The 18,681-nt window shown below is 52.2% G+C and carries 13 protein-coding genes; 7 read left to right on the top strand and 6 right to left on the bottom strand.

All coding sequences use genetic code 11. From position 1 onward, the window contains the following. Positions 1 to 128 precede the first annotated feature (128 nt). From B156_RS0118785 to B156_RS31825, 5 genes are all read right to left on the bottom strand, one after another. A complete protein-coding gene (locus B156_RS0118785; RefSeq protein ID WP_018621322.1) occupies positions 129 to 1,694 on the bottom strand; it encodes an ABC transporter permease/substrate-binding protein in 1,566 nt (521 codons plus the stop codon). Between the two features lie 787 nt (positions 1,695 to 2,481). After that, the gene (locus tag B156_RS0118775; RefSeq protein ID WP_018621320.1) at positions 2,482 to 3,216 is read right to left on the bottom strand and encodes an ABC transporter ATP-binding protein; all 735 of its coding nucleotides are present in this window, start codon (positions 3,214 to 3,216) and stop codon (positions 2,482 to 2,484) included. After that, the gene (locus B156_RS0118770; protein ID WP_018621319.1) at positions 3,213 to 3,494 is read right to left on the bottom strand and encodes a DUF427 domain-containing protein; all 282 of its coding nucleotides are present in this window, start codon (positions 3,492 to 3,494) and stop codon (positions 3,213 to 3,215) included. The genes B156_RS0118775 and B156_RS0118770 overlap by 4 nt, the downstream gene beginning before the upstream one ends. 141 nt (positions 3,495 to 3,635) lie before the next feature. Continuing rightward, positions 3,636 to 5,567: a CocE/NonD family hydrolase gene (locus tag B156_RS0118765; RefSeq protein WP_018621318.1), complete on the bottom strand. Its 1,932-nt coding sequence runs from the start codon at positions 5,565 to 5,567 to the stop codon at positions 3,636 to 3,638. Between the two features lie 122 nt (positions 5,568 to 5,689). Then, positions 5,690 to 5,845 (bottom strand): hypothetical protein, encoded by a 156-nt coding sequence (locus B156_RS31825; RefSeq protein ID WP_169518264.1) that lies wholly within the window; start codon positions 5,843 to 5,845, stop codon positions 5,690 to 5,692. Between the two features lie 358 nt (positions 5,846 to 6,203). Here B156_RS31825 and B156_RS29450 point away from each other — a divergent pair, with 358 nt between their 5' ends. From B156_RS29450 to B156_RS0118730, 3 genes are all read left to right on the top strand, one after another. Continuing rightward, the gene (locus B156_RS29450) at positions 6,204 to 6,611 is read left to right on the top strand and encodes a pyridoxamine 5'-phosphate oxidase family protein (protein WP_018621315.1); all 408 of its coding nucleotides are present in this window, start codon (positions 6,204 to 6,206) and stop codon (positions 6,609 to 6,611) included. Positions 6,612 to 6,814: 203 nt separating this feature from the next. Then, on the top strand, positions 6,815 to 7,108 hold the full coding sequence (locus tag B156_RS0118745; protein ID WP_084757792.1) for an alpha-L-fucosidase: 294 nt from the start codon (positions 6,815 to 6,817) through the stop codon (positions 7,106 to 7,108). 526 nt (positions 7,109 to 7,634) lie between these two features. Further along, a complete protein-coding gene (locus tag B156_RS0118730; protein WP_018621311.1) occupies positions 7,635 to 8,192 on the top strand; it encodes a DinB family protein in 558 nt (185 codons plus the stop codon). A gap of 300 nt (positions 8,193 to 8,492) precedes the next feature. Here the strand turns inward: B156_RS0118730 and B156_RS0118725 are convergent, their stop codons facing one another. Then, positions 8,493 to 9,029, bottom strand: a complete 537-nt coding sequence (locus tag B156_RS0118725) for a pyridoxamine 5'-phosphate oxidase family protein (RefSeq protein ID WP_018621310.1) — start codon at positions 9,027 to 9,029, stop codon at positions 8,493 to 8,495. Positions 9,030 to 9,345: 316 nt separating this feature from the next. Here B156_RS0118725 and B156_RS0118720 point away from each other — a divergent pair, with 316 nt between their 5' ends. The 4 genes from B156_RS0118720 (at position 9,346) to B156_RS0118705 (ending at position 18,444) form a co-directional block, all read left to right on the top strand. Continuing rightward, a complete protein-coding gene (locus tag B156_RS0118720; protein ID WP_052635776.1) occupies positions 9,346 to 10,767 on the top strand; it encodes a DUF5723 family protein in 1,422 nt (473 codons plus the stop codon). Between the two features lie 298 nt (positions 10,768 to 11,065). Next, positions 11,066 to 13,174, top strand: a complete 2,109-nt coding sequence (gene recG, locus B156_RS0118715; RefSeq protein ID WP_018621308.1) for an ATP-dependent DNA helicase RecG — start codon at positions 11,066 to 11,068, stop codon at positions 13,172 to 13,174. A gap of 230 nt (positions 13,175 to 13,404) precedes the next feature. Beyond that, positions 13,405 to 16,572 carry a SusC/RagA family TonB-linked outer membrane protein gene (locus tag B156_RS0118710; protein ID WP_040585967.1) on the top strand — a complete coding sequence of 1,056 codons (3,168 nt, stop codon included), beginning with the start codon at positions 13,405 to 13,407 and terminating at the stop codon, positions 16,570 to 16,572. 12 nt (positions 16,573 to 16,584) lie between these two features. Next, positions 16,585 to 18,444 (top strand): RagB/SusD family nutrient uptake outer membrane protein, encoded by a 1,860-nt coding sequence (locus B156_RS0118705; protein WP_018621306.1) that lies wholly within the window; start codon positions 16,585 to 16,587, stop codon positions 18,442 to 18,444. The last annotated feature ends 237 nt before the right edge of the window (positions 18,445 to 18,681 follow it).

Genomic DNA, 18,681 nt, shown 5'->3' with positions numbered 1-18,681 from the left:
GAATAAGCCAATTAAACGGTACGACTACGTCTCGCACTTACTTACAGACAGTACAGATACCGGAACTGGTTTCAGGCTTATTTTTGATTGTACAGAGTGTAAAAATGGGCGCGTCTCTATGCGGCACGTTACTTCCGGGCCAGATACTGCACCAGGTCCTCGATAGAACGGATACCCAGTTGCCGGGCCTGCTCCCGGCGCATCATCAGGCAATAGCTGTTGTTGAAACCCAGCGGCTTTAGCCAGTCCATCTGATAGCGTGCCTGAAACTGCTGCTGTACAAACTGGTATACCGAGTCCGTTTGCATGGGCAGTTGCTGTAGGGTTTTGACCGGTGGTTGCAGAATAACCAGCAGGCCCGTTCCGGTGTATTCGGGGTAAAAATCGATGGTACCCGTCCGCAGGGCATCGAAGCAGATTTGTGTGCCTCCCAGTCCCGTCTTGGTAACGACACGCAGGTTCGTTTGCCCTTCGATGAGTTGCCGGTAAACCTCCGCCAGAATGTATTGCTCCGTAAACACCTTCGTGCCCACCACCACCGTTTCGGTTCGTTCGGAAGATTTCCCTGCGCCGGGTTTGTGCAAACCGACCTGGGTCAGAAAATTTCGGGCCACAATTTCCGACGATACTTTTTGATAGTCGACCTGGTAATTCAGGGCTGTCATGATTGAGTCGGTGAGCTTACCCGCCAGTTTGTTAAGCGTCGGTTCCAGGTCCGGGTAGCGAATCAGGGTCGCTTTACGGATAACGGGGGCAGCAGCATAGGGCGGGAACGCATGGCGATTATCGTCCAGCACCAGCAGGTCAAAAGCGTTGATACGCCCGTCGGTAGAGTAACCGCTGATAATATCGACCTGCTCCCGGTGGATGGCTTCGTACATCAGATTCTGGTCGATGAGCCGGGGCTGTAGGTGTAGGCCGTACGTTTTTTGCAGACCCGGATACCCATCGGCGCGGCCGTAGAACTCGTGGGCAAACCCGGCAACAAGTTTATCCTGCCGACCGGGCAGCAGATAAAAAGCGGATATGAAGGGGACCAGTATCACAAAAGCCAGTGCTCCCACCCGTAGTTTACGCCCTGACAGTTGCTGTAACCGGGCTAATCCGAAATCGAAGCCCACGGCCAGTAAAGCCGCCGGAATGGCCCCCGCCAGCATCATGTTGACGTTACTCAACGCAATGCCGCTAAAAATAAACTCACCCAGTCCACCGGCTGCCACGTAGGCAGCCAGCGTAGCCACGCCCACATTGATGACCGTAGCGGTACGCACCCCCGCGAAAATGACGGGTAGCGCCAGTGGAAATTCCACCCTGGTCAGCACCTGATTGGGCGTCATACCGAGTCCGCGAGCCGCTTCTTTCACCGACGGGCTCACTTCTGTAATGCCGACGTAGGTATTGCGAATGATGGGCAGCAGTGCGTACAGGAACAACGCCACCAGCGCGGGGCCGACGCCAATGCCCAGCACCGGAATCAGAAATCCCAGCAGGGCCACACTGGGTACCGTTTGCAACACCCCTGCCACGCCCAGCACACTACCCGCCAGCCGTTGCCGACGCGCAATCAGGATGCCCAGTGGTACGCCAATCAGCAAGGCCACCAGCAACGACAGAAACGTCAGGCCAATGTGCGTCAGCGTTTGCTCCAGCAATTTATCGGCGTGGTCGCGGACGAAGGAAAAAAAGTTGGTCATGAAAGTGAGAGCGTGCTAATCGTACTGCTGGATTGGCGTTCCGTGGGATTGGTACGACCACACGTGTAAGCTAGCTCAATTGGTTCATAAAAACACCCGAAAGGGTTGACAAAAGTAGTTACCCACTTTTGTCAACCCTTTCGGATAGCCCACTCAGTACTGCCTGCCTATCGATAGAAAACTATATCAGTTAACGGTATCAGCAATAATTAAGGTATCTACCGTACCCTGGTAACGGTCATCGATGGTTCCAGAACCATCTCTCAATAACAGGCTAACGTTGTAAGTCACTGCGTTACCAACGATGGTTGGGTCACTGATATCCACAAGCTGCCTCAAAATGTGATGGTCCCCATCTGTATAACTTACATCGAACCCGTTAAGCGCAACATGTGCCGAGCGAACAGCACTGGGGAAAGCCACCGTCCGTGGCTCATTTTGAATTATGTTTTTAGAGGGATCGAAAACAATGCGTTCCCGTATGAATCTGAGTGTTATAGTTTTAAGTAGTTAAGGTTTTGACGTTTTACTAATTTTCTCGCGTTTACCACTCACCCGGGCTAGCTGGAGCAGAAACTTGAGTAAAAGTATGGCCTGTCAACGAGTGAATAAAGCGTGAAACCCCGCGAAATAAAACGTACATCTACCTGATTATCAGAGACCTGTACACTATATAAGCTAAATAGTACTCTTAGTGGCTAACGGATTGACTTGGTACATGTACCAGCGAGTGGCTATTATGACCGTTATCCCGGCATCTTTGTGCCTAGGGCTGACCTGAGCTATATCAGTCAGGCAGCCGGTGGGGTTTGTTGTCCAGAAACTCCCGGACGAAATCGGTAGCGGGCTGATTCAGCAGGTCATCCGGCGGGCCAATCTGGATAAGCTGCCCCTTATCCATCAGGGCAATGCGGTCGGCCAGTTCGAGGGCTTCGCTGACATCGTGCGTCACCAGCACCACCGTTGTTTCGCGCAGTTCGTTCAGCCCGAACAACTCCCGCCGAACGTGTCGACGGGTGAAGGGGTCGAGGGCCCCGAATGGTTCGTCCATCAGCACCACCGGAGGTTTGGCAGCCAGTGCACGCGCCAGCCCAATGCGCTGACGCTGCCCCCCGCTTAATTCGCCGGGGTAGCGCGACAGGATCGTTTCGGGCAGTTGTAGTTTGGCTATCAGTTCGCGGGTTCGCTCCAGAATAGCGTCGGGTTCCCAGCCAAGTAGTTTGGGGACGGTAGCAATGGCTTCTGCCACCGTATAATGCGGAAATAACCCACCGTCCTGAATAACGTATCCAATACGCCGGCGGAACTCGGGGCCGGGTTGCTGCCGAACGTCGATACCATCGACACGGATTGACCCACTGGTAGGCTCAATCAGTCGGTTAATCATTTTCAGGGTCGTCGTTTTTCCGCAGCCGCTGGTGCCCAGCAGCACCAGCGTTTCGCCCTGACCAACGTGCAGGGACACCCCATCGACGGCCGTTTGACCGGCAAACCGTTTGGTCAGGTCTGTAATCTCGATCATTGCACGACCTGAACGCCTTTCCAGAAGGCTACATGGTCTTTAATCTGGCTGGCCGCCTGTTTGGGCTCCGGGTAGTACCAGGCCGCATCGGGATTTGTTTTCCCGTCGACCGACAGTGAATAATACGAAGCCAGTCCTTTCCAGGGGCAGGTCGTGTGGGTGGTACTATCAGTCAGGTATTCGGGCTTTACCGAGTCTTTAGGGAAATAATGGTTGTTTTCGACAACAACAGTGTTGTCACTTTCGGCAATTGTCTCGCCATTCCAAATCGCTTTCATAGTATAAAGTTTTTGTTAATGTCATGCCAATGTCAGCTGGGTGTATGTTCCACTAGTGACAATATATGTTCCGTAAGTGGGCGATTTAAATCGCCCACTTACGGAACATACGTCAACAACTGCCTGATATAGCAACTGGTTTTATTTTAGCACCTGTACCTCAATCACCGAATTATCGTACACCCGGTGGGTTGCCTTCCGAAAATCCTTTTCGTCGGCTTTGTAAATGTTGTCTACGTATGTCTGCGGGTTACGGTCGATGAGGGGAAACCAGGTGCTCTGGACCTGAATCATCATCCGATGCCCTTTTTTGAAGGTGTGCAGCACGTCCTGCAACCGGAAATTCACGTCGGTCACTTCGCCCGATTTGAACGGTTCGGGTTTCTCGAAGGAGTTACGAAACCGGCCCCGCATGACTTCCGACCGTACCATCTGCTGGTAGTTGCCGAGGGTTATATTTTTATTCGGCATGTACGCATGATTCGGTTCATCGGGCGGGTACACGTCAATGAGTTTTACCACCCAATCGGCATCCGTTCCCGTTGTGCTCACTTTCAGTTTGGCCATGATTTCGCCCCCCAGCGTCAGGTCTTCCGTCAGTACATCGGTCTGAAACGTCAGCACATCGGGGCGCCGACCAGCAAACCGCTGGTCTTCCGACATGTAGTTGAACGGCGTAAAGCCCGATGTTGTAGTATTGTCTTCGGTGTAGGGTACCGGCTTCATGGGGTCGCTTACGAACTCCGAGAAACCCGTTCCACCGGCATTGGCCAGCGATCCGTTTGCGTTTAGAAAATACTGTTTCGTTTGTGCGTCGGCCGCGGGCCACTTATCAAACTGCCGCCATTCATTGCGCCCCGTGTTGAACAGGTATGCTTCGGGCAGGCCCGACGTAGACTCGCCCGTTTTGCCATCACCCGCGCTTTTCAAAAAGTGGTTAAAGAATTTAGCTTCAATGTTCCGCTGGTAAAACGTAGCGATGCTATCGCCAAAATACACATTACTGTGCAGCGTATGGCCCGTTTCGCGGCTCCACCGTCCATGACCGAATGGCCCCATTACCAGCGTATTGTAGGTATTAGGGTTATTTTTCTCGATGGTTTTATAAATGGTCAGCGGCCCGTACAGGTCTTCGGCATCGAACCAGCCCCCCACGGTCATCACCGCCGGACGAACATTTTTCAGCGCGGGGATAATGCTGCGTTTGTGCCAGAATTCGTCGTAGTTCGGATGGTTGACCGTTTCCTGCCAGTAAAAATTATCCTTGTAGTATTTGTCGACGTTTTTAAGCGGCCCAAGGTCGTATTGAAACTGAAACCCATCTTTAGTACCGGTTTGAATAAACCCGTCGTTGTACCATGCCTTCGTGGTTGGCTCCGGGTGCTGAATACCAAACACCGGGAAGGTGAACAGATAGGCTTGAATGAACGCGCCGTTATGGTGAAAATCGTCGAAGAAGAAGTCCGATACCGGTGCCTGGGGAGAAGCGGCTTTTAAAGCGGGGTGGGCATCGGGCAGAGAAGCCGCCGTGTAAAAGCCGGGGTAGCTGATACCCCACTGCCCCACGCGACCATTGTTGTTCGGCACATTTTTCAGTAACCACTCGATGGTGTCGTACGTATCCGAACTCTCATCGGGTGCTCCAGCCGTAGACGATGTGGCCGCTGCTGCTTTTCGCCCTTTTTTGGCGGTGGCGGCTGGTGGGTCGGGCAGGTTGGGGGTCATGTTCGTCCAGGTGCCTTCCGAGTTCCAGCGTCCCCGAACATCCTGATACACGAAAATAAACTTGTTGCGCATGAGCGTTTCCGACGGGCCAAGCTGGGCCGGATAGGCATCGGGGCCGTAAGGTGCCACGCTATAACAGGTCCGCTGCATCAAAAAAGGGTACTGATTGGTGGCCGAGGCATCTTTGGGAGCGTACACCGTTGTGTGCAGTTTGGTCCCATCCCGCATGGCGACTTTATACTCTGTTTTCTGGTAATTATCACGGACGAAACTTCCGTTGGTGGTCAGTTGCGCCTGTGCGGGCAGAACGAGGATAACGGCAAAACAAATGGAAAGCCAGTATTTCATAAAAGAAGATGGGTATTGATGGAGTTGTAGGCCGTAAAGATAGCGATAGCACCGGTATTGGGGAAAAACAAAAACGCCCGTTTGCAGCGGGCGTTTTTCATATCGTTAAACAGGATTATACGTTACAGGTCGCGGGCTTTCACGCGAACGGGCTTACCCTCTTTATCAGCAATGATCAATTCGTCGTCGTGCTTGGCTTTTTCGACCAACCGTTTGTGAGCGAGTCGGAAGCCGTTCATTACTTTTTCTGAAATATCTTTTTCAGCGATTGTTTCCATAGTCGTTTTTCAGTTTTTCCCACAACTTATAATCATACACGTCAATATCCATACTCCCTTTCGCTATTTCAACAAGACCCTTCCCACTACTATTGATGAAGAGGAAAAAATCGCATATTGGTAGATAAAGCGTGAAAAAATTTATTAAAGCCCGCTCATACCGGCGACGAATTACATCTTCCGGGATGTTATGTCCTCCCGATTCAACCCGTTTAGCCACCCGACTAACTGCCATTTCTGGTGACGATAAATATACGAAGAAAAGATTCACCGTATAGTCTTTCTCTTTAGCCCTACGAATTACAAAACCTTTCCATTCAACGCTCACTTAAAAGCCTGTCATTAATGATTAACCCGGATGCCCGATACCAGAACAATTACGGATCAGGAGTTTGACCAGATCAAACACCACATACAAGATATTCGCATTGCCTTACTCACCACCCAGGCACCCACGGGAGCGCTGCGGACTCGACCGATGGCTACCCATCAACTTGATCCTGATGGGACCATGTGGTTTTTTACCCGGCAAGGTTCTCAGAAAGTAGCCCACATCCGAGAGCATTCCGCTATTGCTTTGGGTTTTTCCAATCCCCAATCACACGTATCGGTAAGCACGGCTGGACATGCCGAAGTAATCACCGATCAAGCTAAGGTTGATGCGCTATGGGATGACTCACTACGGGATTGGTTTCCGGAAGGCAAAGATGATCCCGATATCGTCCTGCTACGAATCACTACTTTAGCCGGGGAGTGCTGGGAGTAACCTCCTATTCAGTAGTTGGTAAAATCAGAAGCGTTTCGCCACCTGTCAGGTGGCGAAACTTGTGCTGACAAAGGGCCCGAAACGTCTTTTCTTTTTCTTCAAGGGAATCAACACCAAACAAACAGGCACTCCCTGAGTGCTGAGCTTGTATTGTTGATCAATCGGGCGTCGACTAAAATAGGCGCCAGGGTAGCCGACGTAGAATTAACGGCAGAACCCGTCAGGAAGATGACCTGCTGAAAACGGTGGGCGACGGGGGCAACTACCTCCTCAACATCGGGCCCCGCCCCGACGGTACGTTTGAGCCGGAGGCCATCAGCTGTATGCAGCAGGTAGGCCAGTGGTTAGCCCGGCACGGCAATACGGTTTACGGCACAACTGGCGGGCCTTTTGTGGTGGATGGTCAGTACACCAGCACCCGGAAGGGAAAGCAGATCAACCTGTTTTTATTCGATAAAAAACGTCAAAAATCTGACGCTGAACGCGCTGGACAGTAAGATTGTGTCGGTGGTAAACGAGCAGGACAAAGCCATTGCGTTTCAGCAGACCGGTGATGCACTCACGTTCCCAACGGGGCCAACCGACACGCCTGTTCGGGTGTATCGGATTACAACGCGCTGAAACAAACGGGTGGCTAACGCAAGAAAACTGTATGCAAGCTAAATAGTCGCTACACAATCATAACAGCTTATACCTGCCCACTTTCACCGTATCAATGTTATTAGCACAAGCACGGCTAGCCCGTCAAATTACCGATTTTGTTCCCTTTATCGATTTAATCTGCAAGCCGAATATTGTTCAGGTACTCATGAACTGGGACAATAACGCGGTTACCGTTGGCACTTGCATTATTTTCAGATTTTGGAGTTCTTCTTCGGGATACTGTTGGCGAATGAAAACGGCAAGCAACCGCAGCCGGTAGGTGCCCCTGCTCTTGGGCAGACACTCGTCAATGGCAACGTATCCAAACCAAGTACGATCACGTTACTTGCTTCATAATCAACTTTTTGGCAACTTACAGGCATGAACCGACTCCACTTCCTCCGGAACCTGCTAGGCACCAGTCTGCTGCCAGCATCCGCACTGGCTCGCCCGGCCACTATCGACCTCGAATCCCAGGCCCAACGCGTGCGCCGGGAGTTGCTTGAGGCCTGGGCCAGGTCCGAACAGCTTACCCTGATCACGGCCAACCAGATGCCAGCCGAATCCTACGACTTTAAGTATACGGCCGAAGCCATGAGCTTTGCCGGGCAGTGGCGGCATTGCTGCGAGTTCACCACAACGCTGCTGGCAGAGCGGCTTGGCATTGACAATCCCTACAAAAAAGGCCGTGAGCTGTCGAAGGCCGTGACCAAACAGGAGGTAGTCGATGAAGTGAAAGCCCTCTACGCCTTTATGCGGCAAACCATCACGACCATACCCGACGCGAAACTGTTCGAGCAGGCCGAGTTTGTAGGGGGTAAGATTCCCCACTGGCGGTATCTGTACGCGATGGAGAATCACATCATCCACCATCGCGGGCAGTGCATGGTCTACCTTCGGCTGAAGGGTGTAACGCCTGAAGGCTACCTGGGCTGGTAGTCAATCAGACTGTGTCGGTGCCGATTCAGGGAAGCATGTCATTGACCAGCCTACTCGATTTGCCATTTCCTTGAAAGACCCCGCGTCAGCTTATTGCAACCTTCAAGTCGATCAATGAGCTTACCCGACGTGTGGGAAGCAACTCCGTGCTGGCTATGGATGGTATCGAATGCGAGAATCAACGTGAACGCAGACACGTTCTGAGAAAACCCTGTTCTACGATACCCGCACAAAAAGAAACGCCCGTTTGTGGCGGGCGTTTCAAAAAATCGGGTGCTGTAGCTCCTTACCGGAATGCCCTTACACCGTAAGCTTTCCTTCGATGGAATCATCCATGGTTTTTCCCATGACGGCGCCGGCGGCCATTTTTAGAAACGCAACGGCATCGCCGTGTTTGTTATCCCAGTAGTAGCCCTCGATGGTTTCTACTTTAATAACCGTTATCCGGGGGTCGTCTTCTCCTTCCGTAAACCACGTTTTTAAAATTGGCTCCCACAGTTCTTTAATGAGTGCTTTGTCGGTCGAGATAGTGGCCCGTCCGTACAGGCTCAGGAAATCGGAGTGGGTTGACCCCTGGAATAGCAACTGCACATGATTATCCTCCGCTATATCCTGATTCTTGTGGCTGTCATTGGCACTCAGAAACCAGAGATTTCCGGCGTCATCCAATTTCTGAACGGCCATCGGGCGCACCGTGAGTGGTTTGCCGGTTTTTATGCCCGTACCAAAAAAGCAGGTGCTCGCTTTGTCGGCCAGTTCCCTGATTTTCTTACCGGCTTCGGCGTTCTGTAAATCCTTATGGTTTTCTTCCTCCTGTTCCCGATTGATGCTATCCATGGTTCTGTATTTAAGTTGTTGAATAGGTTCGTAATTAAGTTGTATGACGACAGTACCCGTTTAAACCGGATGTACGGGCAGATGTTTCACCGGCTCCAGTTCTGTCAACGGTTTTTCTGCCACCCGGTCCTTCGCCATTCGTAGCCCGCTATTGGCTAACAGACCCGATTTGTCCGGGTAAAATCCCCTTTTTGGTGGTATAGATCCAAACCGGCCGTTACTTCGTACCGTTCACTCAATTAAAACCGATATTGGCTAACCCCCGACGGCGGTTTTGCGTTTCTTTACCGATACAAGTCCCATTTATATACACTACATGAAGTATTTACTTATCCAGGGGATGTTTCTACTGGCCGCTACGTCTGTTTCTGCTCAAAACATGCTTGGCATTTCAACAAGCCGATACGGAGGAACAAACCGGCTTTATATTAACCCGGCCCTGGCGGCCGACTCCCCATCAAAATTTTACCTGAACGTTATTACCGGCACCGGGCATATCGATAACAATTACGTACGGTATCAGGCCCCGTTTTCACTCCTTCGTCTACTTACCGGCCGGGTACAGCCGCAGTATCAAAATGCCAATGGTACCGTTCAGTTCGAAACGGACTACACCCGCGAAACGCTGAATGGAAAGCCGAAGAACGGAACGGTATGGGGCGAAGTACGGGGGCCTTCTTTCCTGATAAAGACGACCGAACGGTCGGCCTTTGCGATAACCACCCGGTTTCGGGCCGTTGCTCAGGTATTCGGCGCATCAGAATCGTTGCTATCCTCACTGCGGTCCAGTTTAAGTGATGGCTCGCTGTACGGAATTCCCAGCCGCGATAACAAACTGAGTGGTAATACCAGCACGTTTGCCGAAGTAGGGCTGACCTACGCCGGAACGCTTATGGAAAATGACGGGCGAAAACTACTGCTTGGAGCTACCGCCAAATTCTTGCTGGGCTACAACGCCCAGCATCTCATCAATCGGGGGCTTACGTATCAAATTACGCAAAACCCACAAAATCGGGATGACATCTACCTGGAGGTGACAAAATTAGACGCCAGCCTTGCCTATACCACCTTCCTTGAGAATCGAAGTTTAACCCCTGCTGCCCTGTTCAGCACGTCGGCACCGGGCCGGGGTTTCGGGGCCGATATTGGCCTTACGTACATAGATCACTACGATGAATACAGTCCTACGCTGCAATTGGGTATCGCCCTGACCGATATTGGTGGACTGACCTACAAGGGCCTGCAATACGCGTATACCGATGTTGGGACGAATCCGGTCCGGTTTAATGGAAATGATTTTAATAATCTGAATGGCACGAGTGCCGTACTTCAGGTTATTCAGAATAAGCTAAGCAACAGCCGAACACCTAATGGTACCACGTTTAGAGAAGGCCTGCCGACTTCGCTGAACCTGACTGCCGACTACCAGTTGCCCGATGGCCTGGGCATCAACCTAACCTGTTTGCTCGACGCCCGGTCGGTACAGGCCACGGCTATTCACCGACCCACCCTTGTGGCCATTACCCCCCGCTATGACGCCCGATGGCTGAGCCTTGCGGTACCAATAGCGTACCTGAATGGAGGCATAACGGCGGGTGGTTCCATCCGGGTTGGCCCCGCCTGGCTGGGTACTGAAAACTTCCTCGGACTTATAGGCAGCAAAGCCAACGGTATCAATCCCCGTGGTCTGGATGTATATGCAGGCATCGCGTTTGGCCTGGGAAAGGTAGATGAATAGCCAATAATTTCGCGTTGTTTTGCGGTTATTGGTAGTCACTGATTGGCGTACCTGACAGAGACTTCCTGTAAAAAAGCAACTCATTGGCAGACTGATGTAGTGTTGGTTGCACAAAACCGGCGCTTTTGCTAACGCGAGTGTATTGGCTTTGAAAACCATCACCAAATGATTATTGAATGACGCGGAGCAATGACAATAAAATGGCTATACATGACATTTTTTGTAATTTTGGTCAGTCCGGACGGGGTCATTCCAAACCAGGTCAATCCAGACCGGGTCACCCCAGACCGGATATGTCATGACCGAACGCGCCACTTTTTTCGATACCCCGCTTCTTTACCTGAAAGGGTTAGGTCCGCAGCGGACAGAGTTGCTCAACAAAGAGCTGAACCTGTTCACTTACGGTGACCTGATTCAGTACTACCCCTTCCGCTACGACGACCGTACCCGTTATTACACCATCAGCGAGTTGATGGATTCCATGCCCTCAGCGCAGGTGCGCGGACGACTCCGCGACTGGTACATGGAGGGCGAAGGGCCGAAGAAACGGCTGGTAGCCAATTTTCAGGATGGCACCGGCACCATGAGTCTGGTCTGGTTTCAAGGCGTTACTTATATCGAGAAAATCCTTCGGCGCGATGGTGAGTACATTGCCTATGGCAAGCCGCAATCCTTCAACGGGCAGTTTAGCATCGTTCACCCCGAACTGGAAAATACGGCCACCGGCTCCGAACAGGAGGCCGGTTTTTTCCCGGTCTATAACCTCACCGATAAACTCCGCAAGCGTCACCTCGACAGTAAAACACTGGGCAAGGCTATGCGGACCCTGCTCGAACAGGCGTGGCCTCATATCCGCGAAACCCTGCCCGATGCGCTGATTCAGCAGTACCGGCTTATTGGCAAACGGGAAGCCATGTGGAACATTCACCTGCCCCAGAATCAGGGCTGGCTCAAACAGGCCCAACGGCGGCTCAAGTTTGAGGAGTTATTCTACAATCAACTGCGGCTCATCAAGAACAAACTCATTCAGAAGGAGGAGTTTCCGGGGCAGATTTTCCGGGATACGACCCTGATGAAGCATTTCTACAACGAGCTGCTACCCTTTGAACTGACGGGTGCCCAGCAGCGGGTTATCAAGGAGATTTACGCCGACTTCCTGACCGGCAGGCAGATGAACCGCCTGTTGCAGGGCGACGTGGGCAGTGGTAAAACCATTGTGGCGTTCATTGCCTGCCTGATGGCCATTGGCAATGGGGCACAGGCCTGCCTGATGGCACCCACCGAAATTCTGGCCGACCAGCACTACAACGGTCTCCAGCCCTTTGCCGAAGCGATGGGGCTGAACCTGGGTATTCTGACCGGCTCCACCAACAAAAAACGCCGGGCCGTCCTCCACGACGAATTACAATCGGGAAAGATGCACATCCTGGTGGGTACGCATGCCCTGCTGGAAGATATAGTACAGTACAAAAACCTGGGCCTGTGCATCATCGATGAACAGCACCGCTTTGGCGTGGCGCAACGGGCCAAACTCTGGGCTAAAAACGAGGTGGTACCCCCGCACATTCTGGTCATGACCGCCACGCCCATTCCCCGCACGCTGGCCATGACCCTTTACGGTAATCTGGATGTGTCGGTGATTGACGAGTTACCCAAAGGACGGAAACCCATTAAAACGGTTCATAAGTACGACAAGCACCGGGCCGAGGTATTTGGCTTCATGCGGCAGCAGATTGAACTGGGGCGGCAGGTATACGTCGTGTATCCGCTCATCGAAGAATCCGAGAAACTGGATTACAAGGACCTGACGGATGGTTTCGAGAGTATGCAGCGGGCCTTTCCGCGACCTAAGTACGAAGTGGGCATGTTGCACGGCAAGATGTTGCCCTACGAGAAAGACGACGAGATGAAGCGGTTTCTCAAAAGAGAAACCCATATCATGGTGGCTACTACGGTTATCGAAGTCGGCGTAAATGTACCCAATGCCAGTGTGATGGTCATTGAGAGTGCCGAACGGTTTGGCCTGTCGCAGTTGCACCAGTTGCGGGGACGTGTGGGCCGGGGTGCCGACCAGTCGTACTGCGTGATGATGACCGGCTACAAACTCAGCAGCGACACCCGCACCCGGCTCGAAACGATGGTACGCACCAACAACGGGTTCGAGATTGCCGACGTAGACCTCCAGTTACGCGGTCCCGGCGACCTGGCCGGTACCCAGCAAAGTGGTGCGCTGGACCTGATGATTGCCGATTTAGCCAAAGACGGGGCTATCCTGACGGTTGCCCGCGAATCGGCGCAGGCTATCCTGAATGAAGACCCGGAATTACTCCTGCCCCAGCACGCCCCCATCCGAAACCATGTTGACTCCCACAAGCAAAGCGAGAACAACTGGGGGCGTATATCCTAGGGCGTCATTAAGCTTATTCTTGCTCATACATATAGTATCTTACAGAAATAATGGTAATATAGTATCAAAAATATCAATATAGTATTAAAATAGGGTTAAAATTAGTCAGTATATGGGCATAGTCTACTGCTTTTATATGTCGTTTATAACATACAAAAACGGTAATGACGATTATGTACAAACAGTTTACCAGGAGGAAGATTTACCCGACACGCGGTGATACTTCTTACATGGACAAAAATTACCTCCGACAGGCCATTTTCGGACTTCTGCTAGTAGGGGGGCTCTTTTCATCATTCGGGGCATATGCTCAGTCTAGGATTACGGGAAAAGTTGTTGATGAACAAAACCAGGCATTGCCCGGTGTAAGTGTCCTTGTCAAGAACACCACAACAGGTTCCGTGACCGATACGGAAGGGCGTTACACAGTGAATGCACCCTCGGGCGCAACGGCCCTCATCTTCTCCTACATTGGCTTTACTACCCAGGAAGTTCCCATCGGGGGAAAAAGCAGCATCAATGTCACATTAGGCGTCGATACCAAATCGCTCAACGAAGTAATAGTGGTTGGTTACGGTACGCAGCGGAAAGAAACCGTAACGGGTTCCGTGGTAGCGGTTAAAGGCGCCGATCTGGTCAAGTCGCCAACAACCAACCTCTCCAACTCGCTGGCTGGTCGCCTGCCGGGTGTCACTGCCGTTAACCGCAGTGGCGAGCCCGGTTATGACGGTTCGGCTATTCGTATCCGTGGCACCAACACGCTGGGTAACAACAGTGCGCTCGTTGTCGTTGACGGTATCCCAGACCGTGCCGGTGGACTGGACCGCATCAACCCGGCTGACATCGAGAGTATTTCCGTACTGAAAGATGCGTCGGCGGCTATTTACGGTTCCCGCGCAGCCAATGGGGTCATTCTGATCACGACCAAGCGGGGCAAAACGGGCAAGCCTCAGTTATCCTATACCTTCAATCAGGGATTTGCGCAGCCAACGCTCGTGCCTAAACTGGCTAATGCGGCTCAGTACGCCACTATGCTCAATGATCTGAGTGTGTATGAACTGCCGGTTAGTGAATGGTCGAACGCCACGAAAGGCTATCAGACGGCAGGTGCGTATACCCGCCCGGACGGCACCATCCGTAAGGCACCCTACACACCCGACGATATAACCAAGTATAATGATGGTTCCGACCCCTGGGGGCATCCTAACACGGACTGGTACAAATCGACCCTGAAAACCTGGTCGCCCCAGACCCGGCACAACCTGCAGTTGACCGGTGGTACGGAAGATTTTAAATACCTGGCCTCGCTGGGTTACCAGAATCAGGATGCGTTCTACAAGAACTCGGCCACGGGCTACAAGCAGTACGACATGCGGATTAACATTGATGCTAACATCAATAAAAACCTTCACCTGACCCTGGGCGTATTGGGCCGCGAAGAGTTCCGTTATTACCCAACGCGGGGAGCCGGAGCTATTTTCCGGATGCAGATGCGCGGTAAGCCGAACCAGCCCGCTTTCTGGCCCGATGGCCGGCCGGGGCCCGACATCGAGAACGGCGAAAATCCGGTCGTTATCACGACTAATGCAACGGGTTACGACCGGGACAAGCGGGATTATATTCAGACGAATGGCCAATTGGATTTCAAAGTACCCGGTGTTGAGGGCCTGAAAATTTCCGGTACGGCCGCTGTCGATAAGCTGAATCAGAACAACAAGCGATGGGAAACGCCCTGGACGCTGTACGAACGGGGTACGGGGGTAGACGCCAATGGAAACCCGAACCTGATTGCCAGCGTTCGCGGACCAGCCGAACCCCGCCTGTCACTCGGTAACAACACCGAGCTGAAAATTCTGTTGGGTGGTATTGCTACCTACGAACGTAAATACGGCGATCATGGCCTGACCCTTCTGGCCGGGGTAAACCGCGAGACGATTGCGGGCGATAACTTTAACGCTTTCCGTCGTTACTTCATATCACCCGCCATTGATCAGATGTTTGCCGGTGGTGATCTGAGCAAAGACAACGGGGGTGGTGCTTACAACCGGGCCCGTCTGAACTACTTTGGCCGGATCGCCTACAACTACAAAGACAAGTACCTGTTTGAGTTTCTGAGCCGGTACGACGGTTCCGACATCTTCCCAAAAGAGACCCGGTATGGCTTCTTCCCTGGTGTGATGGCCGGATGGGTCGTTTCGGAGGAGAGCTTCTGGAAAAACTCGGTTCCCCTCGTCAACTATTTTAAGTTGCGGGCATCGTGGGGTCAGTTAGGAAACGACCAGATCTATCTGCCCGGAACGTCTACTTTAGCCACCTACCAGTACCTGGGCACGTACGGGTTTAATACCTACATCATTAACGATGCCCAGCAGAAAATCCTGCAGGAAAGTCGGATACCCAACACGAATATTACCTGGGAGGTTGCCAACAACGCCGACATTGGCCTGGAGGGTCAGCTGTTTAACGGTAAAATTGCGTTCGAGTTTGATTACTTCAACAACCTGCGTACGTCCATCCTGTACCCGCGGAACGCATCCGTTCCCCGGACAACGGGTTTGATTCTGCCCCCCGAAAACATCGGCAAAGTGCGCAACAGCGGGTTCGATGGCCAGATCAGTTACAATGGTCAGGCGGGTGCGGTGCGGTACAGCGTTGGTATTAACGGTAGTTATGCTCAGAACAAGATTATCTTCTGGGACGAAGCCCCCGGTGCGCCGGAGTGGCAGCGGTCAACGGGCCGCCCCATCAATTCGTACGTAGCGTATCAGTATGATGGTGTGTTCAGAGATCAGGCAGATATCGACGCCAACAAACTCGATTATTCGGCGGTCGTTAAAACCATCCGGCCCGGCGACATGAAGTATCAGGATTACAACGGCGATGGTAAAATAACGCCGGATGACCGGGTACGGAATAATCGGACCAATCTACCCCTGTTTCAGGGTGGCATGAATATGTCGGCTTCGTACAAAAACTTCGACCTGACCATTCTGTTCCAGGGTTCGGCCGGTGCTCAGCAGTACATCAGCTTAGGCGAGTCGGGCAACATCGGAAACTACCTCCAGGAGTTCTATACCGACCGCTGGACGGTGGATAACCCCAGCAGCGTTCATCCCCGCATTGCCAACCGGAGCGACCAGTACTATTCCGGCGGTAATACCTACTGGCTGCGTTCTGCCGACTATATCCGGTTAAAAAACTTCGAACTGGGTTACACCATTCCGGAAACCCTTGGCAAAAAAGTAGGCATCAGCAGCCTGCGCGTGTACGTCAATGCGCTGAACCTGCTGACCATCGTAAACAAACTTGGCTCTTTTGACCCGGAGGCTGACAATTCAACGGGGCAGTATTACCCCCAATCGCGCATCGTAAACACCGGTATATCCCTGCGCTTTTAATCGACTTTCAACATGATACGACAATTCAAAACGATAACGCTGGCCGCTTTTCTGGCCTCCATTGCTATCACCGGCTGTAATGATGATTTCGTAAACACGCAGCCCTTAGATCAGGTAGCCAGTACGGCGGTATGGTCTGATGCCGCGCTGGCCGAAGCTTTTGTTACGGGCATATATACCGGTTTAGGGCAGGGTGGGTTTAACGAACAACAGTTAGCCTCCCTTACGGACGAGACCATGTTCACCCACCCTGGTCGGGGCATCACGACCATCACGGAAGCCCGTTCCAATCCGGCTGATGCCGGCTGGATCAACGAAACGATTGACTGGAACAACATGTACGGACGTATTCGGGCGGCTAACCTCGCCCTGGAGAATCTGGCTAAACCGGGCTTTGCCAACACGAATAAGATTGTGGAACGCCTGACCGGGGAAACCAAGTTTTTGCGCGCCTACTATTACCACCAGTTGGTGCGGTATTACGGAGGAGTTCCCATCGTTGATAAGGCCTATGGTTTAGGTGAGGCCGATTACTCAGTACCCCGCAATACGATGGAGGAGTGTATCAACTTCATCGTGAAGGATTGTGATGAGGCTGCGACTTTGCTAAAAGGCCTGTCGATGGCTAAGGGGCGGGCAAATGAAGGGGCTGCCCTGGCGCTGAAAGCCCGGATTCTGACTTATGCCGCCAGCGATCTGTACGATGCCGCTACCGCTAAACAGAAATCGACGGCCCATGCTGCCTTTGCCAAACCCGAATTGCTGGGGTACGTAACCGGTAGCCGAACCGAGCGCTGGCAGAAAGCGAAAGCAGCGGCCAAAGCAGTACTTGACCTGACCGCCTATGGCTCGCAGCTCAATTTAACGGCACCGGCCACCAAAGCGGTTGGTTCGCAGAACTACACGAACATTGCCCTTTCAAAAAACGGGGGTGAAAAGGACGTTATTTTCTCCCGTTCGTTTATCAATGGCAAGCAGGAAGCGGGTGGTCAGCAAGGCTTGTTCAACGGCCCTAATGGGTACCATAACTGGGCCGGAAATACGCCGATCTCGCTGCTGGTTGATGATTATGAGATGATTGATGGTTCCAAGTTTGACTGGTCCGATCCCGCCACGGCCAGCATGCCTTACGCCAACCGTGATCCCCGTCTTTACAGTTCAATTCTGTACGACGGAGCCCCGTGGAAACCCCGCACGGCCGACGTAGCAGCCAAGGATCCGGCCAACCAGATTCAGACTGGACAATACGAAGTAATTGAAGGGGGGGCTAAAGTTCTTAAGCCCGGTCTGGATACCCGCAAAAGTTCGGTAGAGGACTGGAATGGTAGTTACACGGGTTATTACATGCGTAAGTTTATCGATCCCGATCCAGCCATTGTCGACCAGAACACCTACCAGCAAGTTCCCTGGCCTTTCTTCCGCTATACGGAAGCCCTTTTCAACTATGCAGAGGCCTGTATCGAGCTGGGCGAAGATGCCGAGGCTAAATTATGGCTGAACAAAGTCCGGTTCCGGGCGGGTATGCCCGCCATCACCGAGTCGGGGGATGCGCTGCGCCAGCGGTACCGGAATGAACGGCGTGTAGAGATGGTCTTTGAAGAGCAGCGGTACCATGATGCCCGCCGATGGATGATTGCCCCCACAACGCTGGGCCGAAAAGCCAATTACATCAACATCGTAGGCACGCTCAAACCGGGTAAGACGGTGAGCCTTTACAAATACGACCCCACCAACTACGACTACAGCTATAAAGTAGTAGATGCGGATCCCGGTAAAGAGAACCGTACCTGGATTGACAAAATGTATTACCTGCCCATTGGCCGCGATGAAATGAATCGTAACGCTAAGCTGTTGCAAAACCCGGGGTACTAATCACTCCTCAATAGGTACATCACAAAAGGCTGGCTCCCGAGGAGCTGGCCTTTTGTGTGTTTACGCAAGTGGTAGTCAAATTGTAGTAGATTAGGCAGGTAAATCGGTAGCGCATGGCCTAAATTTCCTGTTGTACAGTGAAAATTTATCAAATTAGATAAATATCATTTGATTGAACTATACCAAGTTTTAATAATAATAAAGGTAAAAAAAAGTCAAATCTGAGTAAAATCCGGT

It is taken from the genome of Spirosoma luteum DSM 19990 (genome assembly GCF_000374065.1).
Lineage (GTDB): Bacteria > Bacteroidota > Bacteroidia > Cytophagales > Spirosomataceae > Spirosoma > Spirosoma luteum.
Note: the sequence above shows the minus strand (reverse complement) of the source record. Positions and strands in the feature narration are given on the sequence as shown.

Excerpts from the sequence above, each read along its gene's own strand:
- B156_RS0118785 (WP_018621322.1), bottom strand. The coding sequence starts at position 1,694 with ATGACCAACTTTTTTTCCTTCGTCCGCGACCACGCCGATAAATTGCTG.
- B156_RS0118775 (WP_018621320.1), bottom strand. The coding sequence starts at position 3,216 with ATGATCGAGATTACAGACCTGACCAAACGGTTTGCCGGTCAAACGGCC.
- B156_RS0118770 (WP_018621319.1), bottom strand. The coding sequence starts at position 3,494 with ATGAAAGCGATTTGGAATGGCGAGACAATTGCCGAAAGTGACAACACT.
- B156_RS0118765 (WP_018621318.1), bottom strand. The coding sequence starts at position 5,567 with ATGAAATACTGGCTTTCCATTTGTTTTGCCGTTATCCTCGTTCTGCCC.
- B156_RS31825 (WP_169518264.1), bottom strand. The coding sequence starts at position 5,845 with ATGGAAACAATCGCTGAAAAAGATATTTCAGAAAAAGTAATGAACGGC.
- B156_RS29450 (WP_018621315.1), top strand. The coding sequence starts at position 6,204 with ATGCCCGATACCAGAACAATTACGGATCAGGAGTTTGACCAGATCAAA.
- B156_RS0118730 (WP_018621311.1), top strand. The coding sequence starts at position 7,635 with ATGAACCGACTCCACTTCCTCCGGAACCTGCTAGGCACCAGTCTGCTG.
- B156_RS0118725 (WP_018621310.1), bottom strand. The coding sequence starts at position 9,029 with ATGGATAGCATCAATCGGGAACAGGAGGAAGAAAACCATAAGGATTTA.
- B156_RS0118720 (WP_052635776.1), top strand. The coding sequence starts at position 9,346 with ATGAAGTATTTACTTATCCAGGGGATGTTTCTACTGGCCGCTACGTCT.
- recG (WP_018621308.1), top strand. The coding sequence starts at position 11,066 with ATGACCGAACGCGCCACTTTTTTCGATACCCCGCTTCTTTACCTGAAA.
- B156_RS0118710 (WP_040585967.1), top strand. The coding sequence starts at position 13,405 with ATGGACAAAAATTACCTCCGACAGGCCATTTTCGGACTTCTGCTAGTA.
- B156_RS0118705 (WP_018621306.1), top strand. The coding sequence starts at position 16,585 with ATGATACGACAATTCAAAACGATAACGCTGGCCGCTTTTCTGGCCTCC.